This is a genomic window from Saccharothrix saharensis (assembly GCF_006716745.1).
Lineage (GTDB): Bacteria > Actinomycetota > Actinomycetes > Mycobacteriales > Pseudonocardiaceae > Actinosynnema > Actinosynnema saharense.
The window spans coordinates 7,688,445-7,704,544 of the sequence record NZ_VFPP01000001.1 but is presented as its reverse complement, the minus strand read 5'-3'; the positions used below and the strand labels follow the sequence as shown (position 1 = coordinate 7,704,544).

General features: G+C 71.4%; 18 protein-coding genes. 6 read left to right on the top strand and 12 right to left on the bottom strand.

Annotation, left to right across the window (positions count from 1 at the left end):
* Positions 1–120: 120 nt before the first annotated feature.
* The gene (locus tag FHX81_RS35135; protein ID WP_141982794.1) at positions 121–1,554 is read right to left on the bottom strand and encodes a S1 family peptidase; all 1,434 of its coding nucleotides are present in this window, start codon (positions 1,552–1,554) and stop codon (positions 121–123) included.
* A 150-nt stretch (positions 1,555–1,704) separates the two neighbouring features.
* Positions 1,705–2,679, bottom strand: coding sequence for a LysR family transcriptional regulator (locus FHX81_RS35130; RefSeq protein WP_141982793.1), 975 nt, complete (start codon positions 2,677–2,679; stop codon positions 1,705–1,707).
* A gap of 232 nt (positions 2,680–2,911) precedes the next feature.
* Between FHX81_RS35130 and FHX81_RS35125 the strand changes: the two genes are divergently transcribed.
* From FHX81_RS35125 to FHX81_RS35110, 4 genes are read left to right on the top strand one after another with little or no spacing between them, the layout of a single operon-like run.
* Positions 2,912–4,414, top strand: coding sequence for an NCS1 family nucleobase:cation symporter-1 (locus FHX81_RS35125; RefSeq protein WP_141982792.1), 1,503 nt, complete (start codon positions 2,912–2,914; stop codon positions 4,412–4,414).
* On the top strand, positions 4,411–5,253 hold the full coding sequence (locus tag FHX81_RS35120) for a nitrilase-related carbon-nitrogen hydrolase (protein WP_141982791.1): 843 nt from the start codon (positions 4,411–4,413) through the stop codon (positions 5,251–5,253). Before FHX81_RS35125 ends, FHX81_RS35120 begins: the two co-directional genes overlap by 4 nt.
* Entirely contained in the window at positions 5,250–6,635 is a 1,386-nt protein-coding gene (gene hydA / locus FHX81_RS35115) for a dihydropyrimidinase (RefSeq protein WP_141982790.1), read from the top strand. The genes FHX81_RS35120 and hydA overlap by 4 nt, the downstream gene beginning before the upstream one ends.
* 9 nt (positions 6,636–6,644) lie before the next feature.
* Positions 6,645–7,637 carry a TIGR03842 family LLM class F420-dependent oxidoreductase gene (locus FHX81_RS35110; RefSeq protein ID WP_141982789.1) on the top strand — a complete coding sequence of 331 codons (993 nt, stop codon included), beginning with the start codon at positions 6,645–6,647 and terminating at the stop codon, positions 7,635–7,637.
* On the opposite strand, the gene FHX81_RS35105 is transcribed toward FHX81_RS35110, so the two are convergent.
* Both FHX81_RS35105 and FHX81_RS35100 read right to left on the bottom strand, forming a co-directional pair.
* Complete coding sequence (locus tag FHX81_RS35105; protein WP_342787265.1) at positions 7,607–7,747, bottom strand: DUF397 domain-containing protein; 141 nt, start codon at positions 7,745–7,747, stop codon at positions 7,607–7,609. The two genes, FHX81_RS35110 and FHX81_RS35105, sit on opposite strands and share 31 nt — an antisense overlap.
* A gap of 40 nt (positions 7,748–7,787) precedes the next feature.
* The gene (locus FHX81_RS35100) at positions 7,788–8,645 is read right to left on the bottom strand and encodes a DUF5753 domain-containing protein (protein ID WP_141982788.1); all 858 of its coding nucleotides are present in this window, start codon (positions 8,643–8,645) and stop codon (positions 7,788–7,790) included.
* 161 nt (positions 8,646–8,806) lie between these two features.
* Here FHX81_RS35100 and FHX81_RS35095 point away from each other — a divergent pair, with 161 nt between their 5' ends.
* Together FHX81_RS35095 and FHX81_RS35090 are read left to right on the top strand one after the other, a co-directional pair.
* Positions 8,807–9,325, top strand: coding sequence for a DUF4240 domain-containing protein (locus FHX81_RS35095; RefSeq protein ID WP_141982787.1), 519 nt, complete (start codon positions 8,807–8,809; stop codon positions 9,323–9,325).
* A gap of 17 nt (positions 9,326–9,342) precedes the next feature.
* Complete coding sequence (locus tag FHX81_RS35090; protein ID WP_053714859.1) at positions 9,343–9,717, top strand: PH domain-containing protein; 375 nt, start codon at positions 9,343–9,345, stop codon at positions 9,715–9,717.
* Positions 9,718–9,789: 72 nt separating this feature from the next.
* Here FHX81_RS35090 and FHX81_RS35085 read toward each other — a convergent pair whose 3' ends face one another.
* The 8 genes from FHX81_RS35085 to FHX81_RS35050 form a co-directional block, all read right to left on the bottom strand.
* The gene (locus FHX81_RS35085; RefSeq protein ID WP_141982786.1) at positions 9,790–10,134 is read right to left on the bottom strand and encodes a hypothetical protein; all 345 of its coding nucleotides are present in this window, start codon (positions 10,132–10,134) and stop codon (positions 9,790–9,792) included.
* Complete coding sequence (locus FHX81_RS35080) at positions 10,131–11,108, bottom strand: NUDIX hydrolase (protein WP_141982785.1); 978 nt, start codon at positions 11,106–11,108, stop codon at positions 10,131–10,133. Before FHX81_RS35080 ends, FHX81_RS35085 begins: the two co-directional genes overlap by 4 nt.
* A complete protein-coding gene (locus FHX81_RS35075; protein WP_141982784.1) occupies positions 11,105–12,226 on the bottom strand; it encodes a glycosyltransferase family 4 protein in 1,122 nt (373 codons plus the stop codon). Before FHX81_RS35075 ends, FHX81_RS35080 begins: the two co-directional genes overlap by 4 nt.
* Entirely contained in the window at positions 12,223–13,170 is a 948-nt protein-coding gene (locus tag FHX81_RS35070; RefSeq protein WP_141982783.1) for a phosphatidylinositol mannoside acyltransferase, read from the bottom strand. Before FHX81_RS35070 ends, FHX81_RS35075 begins: the two co-directional genes overlap by 4 nt.
* A complete protein-coding gene (pgsA, locus tag FHX81_RS35065; RefSeq protein WP_141982782.1) occupies positions 13,167–13,775 on the bottom strand; it encodes a phosphatidylinositol phosphate synthase in 609 nt (202 codons plus the stop codon). Before pgsA ends, FHX81_RS35070 begins: the two co-directional genes overlap by 4 nt.
* 60 nt (positions 13,776–13,835) lie before the next feature.
* Entirely contained in the window at positions 13,836–14,675 is an 840-nt protein-coding gene (locus FHX81_RS35060; RefSeq protein WP_141982781.1) for a helix-turn-helix domain-containing protein, read from the bottom strand.
* A 210-nt stretch (positions 14,676–14,885) separates the two neighbouring features.
* A complete protein-coding gene (locus FHX81_RS35055) occupies positions 14,886–15,593 on the bottom strand; it encodes an anti-sigma factor family protein (RefSeq protein ID WP_141982780.1) in 708 nt (235 codons plus the stop codon).
* A complete protein-coding gene (locus tag FHX81_RS35050) occupies positions 15,590–16,084 on the bottom strand; it encodes a sigma-70 family RNA polymerase sigma factor (protein ID WP_141982779.1) in 495 nt (164 codons plus the stop codon). Before FHX81_RS35050 ends, FHX81_RS35055 begins: the two co-directional genes overlap by 4 nt.
* Positions 16,085–16,100: the final 16 nt, after the last annotated feature.

Here is a 16,100-nt window from a genome sequence, read left to right as displayed (position 1 = left end):
TTCGGGTGCCGGGAACCGCGGGGCCGCCCGCCCCCTTGGCGGATCGTGGGCCGCGCGGGCCCGTGTCGGGGAGACGTTAGGGCGACACGGGCCCGCGGCGGCTTCTTCCCCCCGGAAGGGCTAGGGGTTCGTGACCCCCAGCGTGTAGCTGCCGGAACCGCTGTACGCGTGCACGCGGTAGCGGTAGTAGCCGGCGGTGCCGTTGTAGTTCACGGTCTCGTTCGCGGCCGGGCTGTCGCCCTTGGCCACGACCGACCAGGCGCTGCCGCTCCACTTCTCCAGGTACAGGTCGAAGTCGGCGCCGCTCGGGCCCACCAGGCAGCCGACGTGCGCGCCGGACACCGTGGACTGGTAGTAGCTGTTGTTCGGCTGGTACGCCTGGCCACCCGCGGCCAGGGAACCCCGGTAGGTGGTCTCCGAGCCCTGGCAGCCGGTCGGCGGGTCGGGGTTGCCGCCGCCACCGGTGATCAGGGACAGGCCGTAGACCTGGAGGATCTCGTTGACCGGCTGGAAGTAGGTGGTGCCGCCGGTGCGGCAGTTGCCGGAACCGCCGGAGGTCACGCCCTGCGCCTGCGTGCCGGCCAGCAGCGAGCCGCCCGAGTCGCCGGGCTCGGCGCACACGGTGGTCTGGATCAGGCCGGTCACCGTGCCCTGCGGGTAGCTGACCGACGAGTTGCGCGCCTGGATCGTGCCGCAGTGCCAGCCCGTGGTGGACCCGGAGCGGCACACCGCCGCGCCGACCGGCGCGTCCTGCGAGCCCGCGACCGACACCGTGCCGCCGGAGTAGTTGTTCACCAGGCCGCGCGGGGTGTTGCCGGCCGCGACCTGCACCCACGCGTAGTCGTTGCCGGGGAAGCTCGACCCGCGGAACGTGCCGCTGGGGTTCGACGTCGTCGCGCCGGTGGAGCCGCAGTGCCCGGCGGTGACGAACCCGCCGTTGACGGAGAAGCCGACCGAGCAGCGCGAGCCGCTGCCGATGTTGTAGGCGTTGCCTCCGATCACGTCGATCAGCGGGCGGGGCGCCTCGGTGGTGGCGGTGTAGCGGACGGCCGACGCGGAGACGCCGGCGGACGCGACGAACGCGCGTGCGGCGGCGAGCCGGCCGGGCTGCGACTTGACCACGACGGTGTTGGTGGGCAGGTCGACGTACCAGCCGGGCACGGACTTCGGCGCCTTGGCCACGTTCGCGTCCAGCGCCGACTTCACCGCGTCCAGGTCGCTCTCGCTGCGCTGGACGAGCGTCGTGCGCACGCCGCCCTGCTTCGCGTCGGCCGCACGGGTCACGCCGACGGTCAGCGTGCCGGACGAGTCGATCCACGCGCCGCCGAACGTGCCGTCCAGCCGCTTGCGCAGGGAGCGCGCGGTGTCGGCGGAGCGTTCGTCGGCGGCCAGCCGGGCACGCGCCCGGTCGGCGTCCAGGCCGAGGTCGCGCTGGATCGCGGCCAGGATCTCCGCGTCCTGGCCGGCCGGCGCGGCCTGGGCCGCGGTCGGGTGCAGGAGTCCCGCCGCGACGAGCGCCGCGGCGAGCGCCAGGGGTCTCAACAGTGCTGACATGGGGAATTCTCCTCGAGGGAGGGCAGGGATTCCCCGTGAAACTAGGTCCGCTCGACCTGTCGCGGTAATACCGGTTTGGTCATAAGACGGGGTGATGGTCGCCGCCGCACGGCGTCACGAACCGACGGCGACCACCGCGGGTGACGCGGATCAGACCAGCGCTTGATGCGGCACCGCGCCGTACTCCGGGTGCCGCGGGAGCCAGTCCGCGTAGCGGGTGCTGCGCTCGGCCGTCTCCCGGTAGGCCTCGGCGGCGTAGCGCAGCACCTGCGGCCCGAACGCGGCGGCCGGGCCTTCCGGGTCCCAGCCCATCAGGTGCCGCCAGCGCAGCGGCGCGCCCGCCAGCGGCATCGAGACCAGGCCGGGCGTGCGGCGGAACGTCGGCTGGCACAGCGCGACCGCGTCACCGGTCGACGCCAGGTCGATGCAGCTGTTGATGTCGACCTCGTACATGGTCCGCGGGGTGAAGCCCGCCCGGCTGCAGGCGGCCACGAAGCAGTCGCCGAAGCACCCGTCACCCGGTACGACCGCCCACTGCGTGTCCCGCAACGCGCCCAGCTCCACCTCCTCCAGCACGGTGAACGGGTGGTCCTCGGGCATCAGCACGAACACCGGCTCGACCGCGATCACGTGCCAGGTCAGCCCGTGCTCCGACGGCGGCGGCGCGTCGCCGCACACGCCGACCAGCACGTAGTCCAGCCGACCCGCGGCCACCATCGCCGACAGCTCCTCGCCCGACCACGACACCTGGGTGGAGACGTGCGCGCCGGGGTGCGCCTCGGTCAACCGGTGCACCAGCCCGCCGAGCATCGGCCCGTTCACCGCGCCGACCCGGTACCGGTCGCCGGGCACGGTGTCGTCCACGAGGCGCAGCGCGTCCTCCTGGAGCCGGGAGAACGCGGGCAGCAGCACGCGTGCCCGTTCCAGCACCAGCTCGCCCAGGGCGGTCGGGCGGGCGCCCCGGTGGTCGCGCTCGAACAGCCGGCCGCCCAGCAGCGCCTCGATCCGGTGCAGCTGGGCCGTGAGGGCGGGTTGCGCCAGGCCCAAGGAGGAGGACGCCTTCGACAGGCTGCCCGCCTCCGCGATCGCGCAGACGACCCGCAGGTGCCGCAGTTCGAGCTTCATCCACCGGACGTTAGGTCACCGCTCGCCCGCCAGTCGAGAGCCGGCCGCGGCCCTCCGCACCGGCCCGGACCAGTGGCCGGAGTGGCAATGGACAGAGTGTGCCTTGATCATGGCAAGCGTGGACACTTTGCCACTGCCGACGCGCGCGGGCCGACCGGAGGATGCCGGGATGGAAATCGCGCCGATCCGCCCGCACGAAGGGTGTTTCCCGAGCGTAACAGGGAAGTGACCGATGGCCCTTGACTCCGCAACCCAGGTCACAGCCGATTCCGACGGCCGCGTCGAGCTGCGTGATCATTCCGCGATCGCGGACAGCCCGCACTACAACCCCGACCTGGCGCCGGTGCCGCTGGAGCGGCGCACCTGGTCCACGTACAACTTCTTCGCGCTGTGGATGGGCATGGCGCACAACATCCCCAGCTACACGCTGGCGGCGTCGCTGGTGGCACTGGGGATGGACTGGGTGCAGGCGTTCCTGACCATCACCCTGGGCAACCTGATCGTGCTGGTCCCGATGCTGCTCAACAGCCACGCGGGCACGAAGTACGGCATCCCGTTCCCGGTGTTCGCCCGCGCGTTCTACGGGGTGCGCGGCGCGAACCTGGTGGCGCTGCTGCGGGCGTTCATCGCGTGCGCCTGGTTCGGCATCCAGACCTGGGTCGGCGGCAAGGCGCTGCACGTGATCGTGGGCCGGCTGGCGGGCGACGGGTGGGTGAACGCGCCGGTCGTGCTGGGCCAGGTGTGGACGCTGTGGCTGTGCTTCCTGGCGTTCTGGGTGGTGCAGATGCTGATCATCTGGCGCGGCATGGAGGCGATCCGCCGGTTCGAGAACTGGACCGCGCCGCTGGTCAGCGTCGGTTTCCTGGTCCTGCTCGGGTACGTGGCGGTGAAGGCGGGCGGGTTCGGCCCGATCCTGTCGGAGCCGTCGAAGCTCGGCTGGGGCGCCGACTTCTGGAAGGTGTTCTTCCCGTCGCTGATGGGCATGATCGCGTTCTGGTCGACGCTGTCGCTGAACATGCCGGACTTCACCCGGTTCGGCGGCAGCCAGCGCAAGCAGGTGGTCGGCCAGATCCTGGGGTTGCCCACGACGATGTCGTTCATCGCGATCGTGGCCATCCTGACCACGTCCGGCGCGATGGCGCTGTACGGCGAGGCGATCTGGGACCCGGCGGAGCTGGCGAGCCGGTTCGACAGCACCGCGGTCGTGCTCGTCGCGTTGGTGGCGCTGGTGCTGGCGACGGTGTCGGCGAACCTGGCGGCGAACGTGGTGAGCCCGTCCTACGACTTCTCCAACGCCTTCCCGAAGAAGATCACGTTCGCGGTCGGCGGCCTGATCACCGGCGTGATCGGCATCGTGATCCAGCCGTGGCGGCTGATCTCCGACCCCGGCATCTACATCTTCGCCTGGCTGGGCTTCTACGGCGGCCTGCTGGCCTCCGTGGCGGGCGTGTTCGTCGCCGGCTACTGGGTGCTGAACAAGACCCGGCTGGAGCTGCCCGACCTGTACCTGGCCGGGCGGGGCGCGTACTGGTTCACGGCGGGCTGGAACTGGCGGGCGGTCGTCGCCACGCTGGTGGGCTCGGTGCTCGCGGTCGGCGGCGCGTACAACGGGCCGTTCCCGGCCGACGGCCTGATCCCGTTCCTCAAACCGCTCTACGACTACAACTGGGTCGTCGGCCTGGTCGGCGGCATGCTCGTCTACCTGGCGCTGGCGCCACGGAGGGAGAACGCGTGAGCAACGTCATCCGAGCCGGTCTGGTGCAGCAGAAGTGGACCGGCGACAAGGGGTCGATGATCGCGAACGCGGTCGAGGCGGTCCGCTCCGCCGCGTCGCAGGGCGCGCAGGTGGTGTGCCTGCAGGAGTTGTTCTACGGCCCGTACTTCTGCCAGGTGCAGGACGCGGACTACTACTCCTACACCGAGGGCATCCCCGACGGCCCGACCACGGACCTGATGTGCGAGCTGGCCGGGCAGCTGGGCGTGGTGCTCGTCGTGCCGATGTACGAGGAGGAGCAACCGGGGGTCTACTACAACACCGCCGCGGTGATCGACGCCGACGGCACCTACCTCGGCAAGCACCGCAAGAACCACATCCCGCAGGTCAAGGGGTTCTGGGAGAAGTTCTACTTCAAGCCGGGCAACCTCGGCTACCCGGTGTTCGACACCGCGGTGGGCAAGGTCGGCGTCTACATCTGCTACGAGCGGCACTTCCCGGAGGGCTGGCGGGCGCTGGGGCTGAACGGCGCCCAGATCGTGTTCAACCCGTCGGCGACCAGCCGCGGCCTGTCGGAGTACCTGTGGCGGCTGGAGCAGACCGCGGCGGCGGTGGCCAACGAGTACTACGTCGGCACGATCAACCGCGTCGGCGTGGAACCGCTGGGCGACAACGAGTTCTACGGCCAGTCCTACTTCGCCGACCCGCGCGGCCAACTGGTGGGCGAGGCGGCCTCCGACACGGAGGAGGAGATTGTGGTCCGCGACCTGGACATGGACCTGCTGGCCGAGGTGCGCGACCTGTGGGCGTTCTACCGCGACCGCCGCCCCGACACCTACGAGGGCCTGGTGAAGCCGTGAGCACTCTGATCAAGGGCGGCACGGTGGTCAACGCCACCGGCGCCGTGGCGGCCGACGTGCTGGTGGACGGCGAGAAGATCGTCGCGCTGCTCGCGCCGGGCTTCCCGGTGCAGGCGGACGCGACGATCGACGCCACCGGCAAGTACGTGATCCCCGGCGGCATCGACGCGCACACCCACATGGAGATGCCGTTCGGCGGCACGTTCTCCGCCGACACGTTCGAGACCGGCACGATCGCCGCCGCGTGGGGCGGCACCACCACGATCATCGACTTCGCCGTGCAGCCCAAGGGTTCCTCGCTGCTGTCCACCCTGGACAAGTGGCACGGCAAGGCGGACGGCCGGTGCGCGGTCGACTACGGCTTCCACATGATCGTCTCCGACGTCACGGACACGTCGTTGAAGGAGATGGAGTCCTGCATCGACGCGGGCGTGAACACGTTCAAGATGTTCATGGCCTACCCCGGCGTCTTCTACGCCACCGACGGCGAGATCCTGCGCGCGATGCAGAAGGCCCGCGAGACCGGCGCGACGATCATGATGCACGCGGAGAACGGCATCGCGATCGACCAACTGGTCGCGCAAGCGCTCGCGCAGGGCCGCACGGACCCCGTCGAGCACGGCCTGACGCGGCCCGCCGAGCTGGAGGGCGAAGCCACCTCGCGCGCCATCACGCTGGCCAAGGTCACCGGGTCGCCGCTCTACATCGTGCACCTGTCCGCCGCGCAGGCGCTGGACGCGGTGACGAAGGCGCGCGACACCGGGCAGAACGTGTTCGCCGAGACGTGCCCGCAGTACCTGTACCTGTCGCTGGAGGACCTGGCGAAGCCGGACTTCCAGGGCTCGAAGTACGTCGCCTCTCCCCCGCTGCGGCCCAAGGAGCACCAGTCCGAGCTGTGGCGGGGCCTGCGCACCAACGACCTGTCGGTGGTGTCGACCGACCACTGCCCGTTCTGCTTCAAGGACCAGAAGGAGCTGGGCCGGGGCGACTTCTCCAAGATCCCCAACGGGATGCCGGGCGTCGAGCACCGGGTGGACCTGCTGCACCAAGGCGTGGTCGCCGGTGAGATCACGCTGGAGCGGTGGGTGGAGATCTGCTCGACCACGCCCGCGCGCATGTTCGGCCTGCACCCCCGCAAGGGCGTCATCGCGCCCGGGGCGGACGCCGACATCGTCGTGTACGACCCGAGCGCACAGCAGGTCATCTCCGCGGCCACGCACCACATGAACGTCGACTACTCGGCGTACGAGGGCATGGAGATCACCGGCAAGGTCGACACGGTGCTGTCCCGCGGCCGGGTGGTCGTGGACGCGGGCGGGTTCCACGGCGCGGCCGGGCACGGGAAGTTCCTGGCCCGCGAGCTGAACCAGTACCTGGTGTGAGGGGTGGACGTGGACTTCGGGGTAGTGCTCCAGACCGACCCGCCCGCGCGGGACGTCGTGGCCGGCATGAAGGCCGCCGAGGACAACGGGTTCCGCTACGGCTGGACGTTCGACTCGGTCGTGCTGTGGCAGGAGCCGTTTGTCATCTACTCGCAGGTGCTGGCGGCGACGAAGGACCTGGTCGTCGGGCCGATGGTGACCAACCCGAGCACCCGGGACTGGTCGGTGACGGCGTCGTTGTTCGCCACGCTGAACGACATGTTCGGCAACCGCACGGTGTGCGGCATCGGGCGCGGCGACTCGGCGCGCCGGGTGATCGGGCAGAAGCCCGCCTCGCTGGCCGCCCTGGGCCGGGCCATGACGGTCATCAAGGACCTGGCCGAGGGCAAGGAGGTCGAGCACCACGGCACGCCGGTGCGCATCCCCTGGGTGCGTGACGGCAAGCTGGAGGTGTGGATGGCCGCGTACGGGCCGAAGGCGTTGAAGATGGTCGGCGAGCAGGCGGACGGGTTCATCCTCCAGACCGCGGACGTGGACATCGCGCGGTGGACGATCGGGAGCGTGCGCGAGGCCGCGGTGGCCGCGGGCCGCGACCCGTCGACGATCACCATGTGCGTGGCCGCACCCGCGTACGTGGGCACGGACCTGGCGCACCAGCGCGACCAGCTTCGCTGGTTCGGCGGCATGGTCGGCAACCACGTGGCCGACCTGGTCGCCCGGTACGGCGACTCGGGCGCGGTGCCGACCGCGCTGACCGACTACATCAAGGGCCGGGAGGGCTACGACTACAGCCACCACGGCAGGGCCGGCAACCGGTCGACGGACTTCGTGCCGGACTCGATCGTGGACCGGTTCTGCCTGCTCGGCCCGGCGTCCGCACACGTGGACCGGTTGCAGGAGCTGCGCGAGGTCGGCGTGGACAACTTCGCGCTGTACCTGATGCACGACGACAAGGACAAGACCCTCGGGGCCTACGGCGACGAGGTGGTCGGCCGGGTGTGACCGAACGCCGGTGAGGAGAGGAAGGCGCGCCACGCGGTCGGTGTGAAGGCCAGGCGTGGCGCGATCTTCTTCGAGTCCCGCACGCCGACGACCTCCGGGGCGAACGCCACCTCCACGCACTCCGTGTTCCCGCCGCCGCTGTAACTGCTCTTACGCCACTGCCGGGCCTCCGGAGCCACGCTGTTCCTCCCGCAGTCGGTCAAAGCGATCCGCCCACTCGGCGAACACCGACCGCGATTGTTCCTCACTCAACGCCACCCGGTCGAGGTCATTGCAGGCGCGCTCGAACTGGATGGTGGTCTCGACCTCGTCCGAGAACAGCGACACCGGCCCGCTCTCCACGTACGACACGGGTGAGTGCTCGGTGAAGGTCATGAAGGTGAAAGCCGCGATCAGCGATGCGGGTAGCTGACGCGCGAGGGTCACGAGCCGCACCCCGCCGCGGAACAACAGTTGCAGCATCTGCTCGTACATCACCTGTGGACCGCCCACCACGTTGTGCAGCGCCGGTTCGAGGATGAAGAAGCGCCCTTCCGGTGGCCGAGGCCGATCGAAGATCCGTTGGCGGGCCATCCGCTCGGCGACGCCGTGCTCGGAGTCGGGCGAACCGATCAATGCGGCGGCGTAGTCCACGGTCTGGAGCAGCCCTGGGATGGTGACGAGCTGGTACGACCAGATGACCTGGGCCGTCTGCTCGTGCAGCAGGAGCGCACGCAGGCTGTCGGGCATCGCGATCTTGTGCGGCCGGACGAGGTGGCCCGTGTTCCGCTCCTCGGCCAACTCCATGATGTGGTCGTAGGTCGCCTGGTCGGACCGGAGGTGGCCGACGTAGCGGGCGATGTCCAGCGGGCTCGTGCCGCGCAGCCCGCGTTCCACCTTCGAGATCCGGGCTTCCGACCAACCCAGCTCCTCGGCCAGGTCCGTGAACCTCACCGTCGACCGGCGGCGGGCTCGGCGGAGGGCATCGCCCAGCTCGCGGCTGAGCGCGTTCGACGCGCGTGACTCCATGCGGGCACGCTAGGGCGTCCTACGAGCCGGTTCCAGCCAGGACGCGGGCATTCCGCCCAAGAGGTCAGGGCGGTACCGGCGGGCCACGGTTGACCCGATCGGGTGGTCTCCCGAGCGCGGGAGCACCCGGGATTGTCGGACCCCGTTGCTAGCGTCGCCGCATGATCCTCCCCACCGAGACCGAAGAGGCCCGATTCTGGGCGATGCTGGAAGACGCGTGGGCTTCGCTCGGCCCGGAACCGAACGAGGTGCGCCGGGCGCTGGCCAAGCGTGACGTGTCCGAGGACGCCTTCGAGGAGGCCGCCGAGCTGGAAGGACACCTCGAAAGCGTGCTGCGGGCGTTGGCTCAGGCGTGCGAAGGGTTGTCCGCCGAGGAGCTGACCGCGCTGGACCGGGTGGCCGAGCGCAAGCTGTACGAGATCGACCGGGCCGACCTCCAAGAGGTCACCGACGGCTCGGACGACGGTTTCCTGTACGCGCGCGGCTTCATCCTCGCGCTGGGCCGGGAGTTCTACGAGGCCGTGGCACGCGATCCTCGCGTGGCGGTGGTGGACGCCGAGTGCGAGGAGTTCTGCTACTTCTTCGCCCACCTGCACGACGCACGATTCGGGGGTTACCCGGAGACGGGGTCGGGGATCTCCCGGGAATCGGTGTCGAACCCGGCGGGGTGGCCGCGGTAGCGGGTACCGTCGAACGCGTGATCGACTTCGAGAAGCAGTCCGTCTTCAAGCTGGCGCCGTGCCGGCCCGAGGACATCGCGTCGCAGGTGTCGCCGATCCTGATCCAGGGCGAGCAGATCGTGTCGAGCTTCAAGACGGTGCGGGACTTCGTGGTGTTCACCAACAAGCGGGTGATCGCGGTGAACGTCCAGGGCATGACCGGCCGCAAGAAGGACTTCACGTCGCTGCCCTACAGCCGGGTGCAGGCGTTCTCCATCGAGACGGCGGGCACGTTCGACATGGACGCCGAGCTGGACCTGTGGTTCAGCGGGCTGGGCCAGGTGCGGCTGGAGTTCAAGGGGCACGCCGACGTGCGGCTGCTCGGGCAGATGATCGCCACGTTCATCCTCTAGCGGGCGGGTTCGCCGGCGCGCGACCGGGAACCCGCCCACGCCGAACCACCCGGTCGCGGTGTGGCGGGCCCGTCACACCTCGTGCGGCAGCGAGTTCCAGGCCTCGACGAAGACCTCGCGGGGGATCGGCTTGACCGGGTCGTCGTGCGGGTCGATCGGCTCGTCGGTGAGGCCGCCGAACGCGTCCTCCATCCGCCGCCACGAGTAGCGGTGCACGCCGCCCGCCGAGGGCAGCTCGATCTGCCGGATCGCGATCAGCTCGCCCTCGTGCTCGACGGTCTCGTAGAGCGCCCGCGCGCCCTCGTCCACCCAGCCCTCGACGTCCACGAACTCGAAGTACGCGCGCGGCCGGTCCGACTCCTCCAGGGCGCGGTAGAACGAGACGACGTCGTCCATCCGGCTCGAGATCCCGATCATCGGACCGAACGGGTCGTGCCGTCCCACCCGGCCGACGCGCCGGGCAGCAGGTCGGCGAGCTGGACCGGGTACACGGTCGCGTCGGTCGACGCGAGCTCCTGCACCGTCCACCACCTGTGCCTGCGGATCGTGCGCTGCTCGATCTCGTTGAACCGCGAGGTGTCCACTTCGACCGCCTCCACCTTCCCGATGAAGAACCACTCGACCGCCGCGTAGTTCAGCCCGTCGAAGGCGAACACGGCGTGCCTCTTCCACACCGGACCCACCAGCTCGTCGCCGGAGACCTCCAGACCGGTCTCCTCGTGCAGCTCCCGCACCGCAGCGGCCCGGACGTCCTCCCCCGGCTCGACCCCACCGCCGACCGTGAACCAGAACAGCTCGTCCGGTCGGGTCGGGTCGAAGCCCTCGAACAACAGCACCCGGTCCTGCGCGTCCAGCAGCACGACCCGCGCCGACACGCGCTGGGTCAACGCGGACGCCTCGACGTCGCCGCCGGGTTCGGCGATCTCGAAGTAGGACGGCGTGGGCGCGGTCCCCGCGAGCCGCAGCCACCGCACGGACCGCCGCCGGCGCAACGCCAACGTGTCGCGCACGGCGTCGTTGTGCACCCGCCGGGCCAGCACGACCCGCTGCTCGGCGTCGGACAGCTCGGCCGCCAGCTCCGGCTCCAGCACGGACCGGTCCAGCCCCTCCAGCAACGCCGAGAGCCGGTTCTCCGCCGCCTCCCGGTCCGGCCTCGCCGCCCGCTCGGCCCGGTCCGCCGCCGCCCGCAGGTCGGGCTTGCCGCACACCGCGGCCACCGCCCGCGTCACCACGGCGCGCCGCGCCAGGGCCGCGTCGAGCGCCGCCCAGGCCGCGTCCGTGCGCACGTGCAGCCGGTCCAGCCGGTTGGCCGTGCCGAGCGTCCACGGCCCGACCAGCACGGCCACCGCCAACAGCACCAGGAACGTCGTCGCGACGCCGGAACTGGTCACGCCTCACCCACCCGACGGGGGTCTGCCGCCATGGCGGTCTCATACACCCGCAGCACCTGGTTCGCGACCACCGACCAGTCGAACATCATCACCCGCTGCCGCGCCGCGTCCACGTAGTCGGCCCGCCGCGCGGGGTCGGTCAGCAGCTCGCGCAGCGCCCCGGCCAGCGCGGACGGGTCGCCGACCGGGGTCAGCACGCCCGCCTTGCCGTCGTCCAGCACGCGCCGGAACGCGTCGAGGTCGCTGGCCAGCACGGCCGCGCCCGCCGACATCGCCTCGGTCAGGATGATCCCGAAGCTCTCCCCACCGGTGTTGGGCGCGCAGTAGACGTCCACACTGCGCAGCGCGCGCGCTTTCGTCTCGTCGTCCACCATGCCGAGGAACACCATCCGCGACGCCAGCTCCGGCCCCGCCTGCTTGCGCAGCTCGTCGGCGTCACCGCGCCCGACGACCAGCAGCCGCGCGTCCGGCAGGTCGAGCTCGCGGAACGCGTCGAGCAGCACCGGCATGCCCTTGCGCGGCTCGGTGAACCGGCCGACGAACCCGACCGTGCCGCCGGGGCGCGGGTAGCCGTCCAGGGGCGCGGCGTCGGCGAAGAACCCGACGTCCACCCCGTTGGGGATCTCCACCGCGTCGCCGCCCAGGTGCTCCACCTGCACCCGGCGGGCCAGCGCGGACACCGCGATGCGGGCGGTGACCTTCTCCAGGAACGGCTGCAGCACCGCCTGGAACGCCGACAGCATCTTCGACCGCGGCGTGGAGGTGTGGAAGGTCGCCACGATCGGCCCGTCGGCCACCATCAGCGCCAGCATGGACAGCGAGGGCGCGGTCGGCTCGTGCAGGTGCAGCACGTCGAAGTCGTGCTCGGCGATCCAGCGTCGGACCCGGGCGAACGACACCGGGCCGAACGACAGCCGGGCCACCGACCCGTTGTAGGGGATGCCGACCGCGCGGCCGGCCGCCGTGACGAACTCCGGCACCGGCGTGTCCTCGTCGGCGGGCGCCAGCACGTCCACCTCGTGCCCCAGGCCGCGCAGGGCACGGGCCAGGTCGACCACGTGCGCCTGCACGCCCCCCGGTACCTCGAAGGAGTACGGGCAGACGATGCCGACCCTCACGCGGACTCCCCCCGGCGGGCCAGCACCCGGCGCAGCGCCTTCTGCCTGCTCTCGGGCAGGTCGGCCAGCCACAGCTGCTGCATCATGTGCCAGTCGGTGGGGTGCGCGGCGATGTCGGCGGCGAACACGTCGGCGATCTGCTGGGTCGCCGCGGCCACGCCCGCCGTGCCGGGGACGCGGATCGGCGGGTGCAGCCGGATCACCCAGCCGTCCTCGGTGAACCACAGGCCGGCCGGGATCAGCGCCGCCCCGGTGGTCGCCGCCAGGTGCGCGGGACCGGCGGGCATCAGGGTGCGCTCGCCGAAGAACGTCACGGGCACGCCGCCGGCGGTGAGGTCGCGGTCGGCGAGCAGGCAGACGACCTGGTTCGCGCGCAGCCGCTCGGCCAGCACGAGCGCCGGGTTGCGGTCGCCGCCGGTCAGCGGTACCACCTCGAAGCCCAGGCTCTCCCGGAACGCGATGAACCGCCGGTACAGCGACTCGGGCTTGAGCCGCTCGGCGACGGTGGTGAACGTGCCGCAGTGCCCGACCAGCCAGACGCCCGCCATGTCCCAGTTGCCGCAGTGCGGCAGCGCGATGACCGCGCCCCGGCCCTCGTTCAGCGCCGCGTCCAGGTTCTCGACGCCGGTCATCGTGCGGTCCAGCTCGGCGTAGAGCTCCTCCTGGTCCAGCGACGGCATCCGGAACGCCTCGCGCCAGTACCGCGCGTACGAGCGCACGGCCAGCCGGACCAGCTCGTCCAGCTCGGCCTCGCCCGCCTGCGGCACGACCCGCCGCAGGTTCGACCGCAGCTGCCGCACCCCGCCGCCGCCGCGTGTCGCGGCCCGGTCGGCGGCCGCGTCGAACAACGCCCGCGCCACCTTCTCCGGCAGCAGCCGCACCAGGCGCCACCCGGCCGCGTAGCCGAGGTCCGCCAGGCCGCCCTTGAGGTCCCGAGCCTTCACTTCCCGAGCTCCTTCGCGGCGCGGCTCACGGCCAGGATGCGCTGGAGCACGGTGATCGTCACCAGCGCGGCCAGCAGGTACAGCGCCACCGGCAGGATGTAGGGCACGCCCAGACCGTGCAGGCCCACACCGACCAGCGCCACGATGAACCGCTCCGCGCGTTCGGCCAGCCCGCCGTCGGCGGAGAGCCCGGACGCCTCGGCGCGCGCCTTCACGTACGAGGTGACCTGCGCGCCGACCAGCGACACCAGGGTCGCCGCGGCCAGGCCGTGCTCGTCCGCGCCGAACGCCCACCAGGCGATGGCGGCGAACAGCGCGCCGTCGGCGATCCGGTCGCAGCTCGCGTCCAGCACGGCGCCGAACTTCGTGCCACCGCCCTGCGCGCGCGCCATCGCGCCGTCGATCAGGTCGAACAGCACGAACGCGGTGACCAGCGCCGCGCCGGTGAAGAGCTGCCCGCGCGGGATGAACCACAGCGAGGCGGCGACGGAGCCGACGGTGCCCAGCACCGTGACGGTGTTCGGGGTGAGGCCGCGACGCAGCAGCCAGGCCCCGATCGGATCGGTGACGCGCGAAACCGATGCGCGGGCGAAGATGTTCAGCATGGGGTGGCGGGGCACCTACCGACTCCGACGACGTGGTCCCCGGCAGCCTAACCGCCCAGCTCAGCCGAGCTTGCGGTGGTCCCTGGAGATCTGCTCCAGCAGGTCCTCCAGCGCGTCGCCGCGCACCGCCAACCGTTCGAGCCGGCCGAACAGTCCCAGGTACTCGCGCACGTCGTGGGGGTCGGTGATGGTCGCATTGCCGGTCAGCACGCTCAACGTCACCACCCGTTCGTCGTAGACCTGGAACCCGTGCAGGGCGACCAGGTTCGCGTCCGCGGTCCACGGCACCACGCCCAGCTGCACGTTTGGTCTTCGGATGATCTGCACGAGGTGGTCGATCTGCTCGCACATCAGGTCCGCCGAGCCCATCCGCCAGCGCAGCGCGCTCTCCGCGAGGAGGAAGACGAACCGCTTGCCCAGGTCGTCCATGCGGGCACGACGGGCGCGCAGGGTGGCGATGGCGGTGTCCTGCTCGTGCGGCGGCGTCGTGTTCAGCACCACCCGCAGGTAGTTCTCGCTCTGCAACAGCGCGGGCACACCCGCGTTCTGGAAGAAGCGGCTGGTGGTGGCACGGGCCTCGATGCGGGCCACGGTCTGCTGGTGCCGATGCGCGCCCCGGTGCAGCACCACGCGGCGGGTCTCCGCCTCGGCGTGCAACTGACGGGCCAACTCCACCAGCTCGACCCTGGTCTCCCTGGTCGCGGACAGCTCGGCGACCAGGCGCTCCACGTCGGTCACGGACGGGAGGAGCATGCCGTTCTCTATCTTCGACAGCTTGGACTGGCTCATCCCGGTAGCGCGCGCCGTGGCCGTGCCGGTCATCTTGGCCTCGGTGCGCAGCCTTCGTAACTCGCGCGAGAGCCGTTCTCGGGCCAGCCGCGAACGCTCAGGTGCGGTCATGCAACGCACCGTATCGACGCCTCACCCCTCTTGACGATCGGCCAGGAAGGTGTCTGCGGCCGTGCCGGGCGTCCCCGCGGGTGATCTGGAACACGTATCCGGCGTTCCCGGGCGAACGCACGTGCAGCGGGGCGTGCAGGTGCTCTTGCAGCAGGTCCCGAGCCTGCGGGTACGCGCGTCGCGACGGTCCGGCGGGGCTCGGGCGCGCGGTCAGAGGGTGACCCGGAGCAGGACCAGGTCTTTCTGCACCAATCTGATCTCGATACCGGTGATGTCGGCCCGGGGCAGCCCGGTCGTGGCGGTGGGCCGGGTGGTGGAACCGGGACCGGCGGTCCAGGTCGCGACCTGGGTCCGGGTGCCGTCGGCCGCGACCACGTGCAGGGAGTAGGCGAAGACGGGCGGCGGGGGGCCGTCCGGCACGGCGTACGAGCACAGCACCTCGATCCGGGTGCCCCACGCCTCGTCCACCAGCCGCACGCTGGCCGTCACCGGGCTGGGCATCGTCTGGTCCAGCGTCACGTCCGGCGCGGGCGGCGCGGCGGACGTGGCGGTCGTGGCGTCGGGGGCGGCCGGTCGCACGGCCAGCGCGACCGCCGCCCCCAGGAACGCCGCCACGACCAGCGCCGCGGCCACCAGGACCCGTGTCCGCCACCGGCGCGACCGCTCCGCCGCGACCAGCCCGGTGAGCAGCGCGGGCGGCGGTTCGTCGGCCTCCTCGTCGGGCTCCAGCAGGTCGAGCGCGCGGTCCCGGGGCACCACCGAGAGGATGCCGGGCACGCCCGCGAAGGACGCCACGTCCCCCGAGCACTCCGGGCACCCGGCCAGGTGCTGCTCGAACTCCCGCCGTTCGCCGGGCGACAGCGAACCGAGGACGTACGCGGCACCCCAGTCCCGGTACGGATCGACTGGCGTGCTCAACGTCCGGTGACCCCTTTCTCCTCCAGCGCCAGCCGCAGCGCCCGCAGACCGTAGTGCAGCCGGGACTTCACGGTTCCCTCCGGCAGGTCCAGTGCGACGGCCAGCTCGGCTACCGACTGGCCCATGTAGTACGCACGCACGATCACCGCGCGGTGCTCCGGCGTCAACTGGGTGAGCACGTCGGCCACCAACCAGGCGTCCAACGCCGCGTCGCTGTGGTCGGACCGCGCCCGCTCGGGCAGCCGCTCCGACCCGACCTCCCAGCGGGCGCGGGCGCTGCGCCGCTCGTCGATCACCACGTTGCGGGCCACCGTGTAGAGCCACGCCCGCGCCGCCGCCGCGCCCTGTTCCAGCACCTTGGGGTTGCGCCACGCCCGCAGCAGCGCTTCCTGCACCACGTCGCGGGACAGCTCGTCGTCCCCGGTCAGCCGGCGTACGTACCGCCACAGCGCGGGCGCGTGCTCGTCGTGGAGGGAGCGCAGCAGGGCCATGTGACTGTCGTTGATC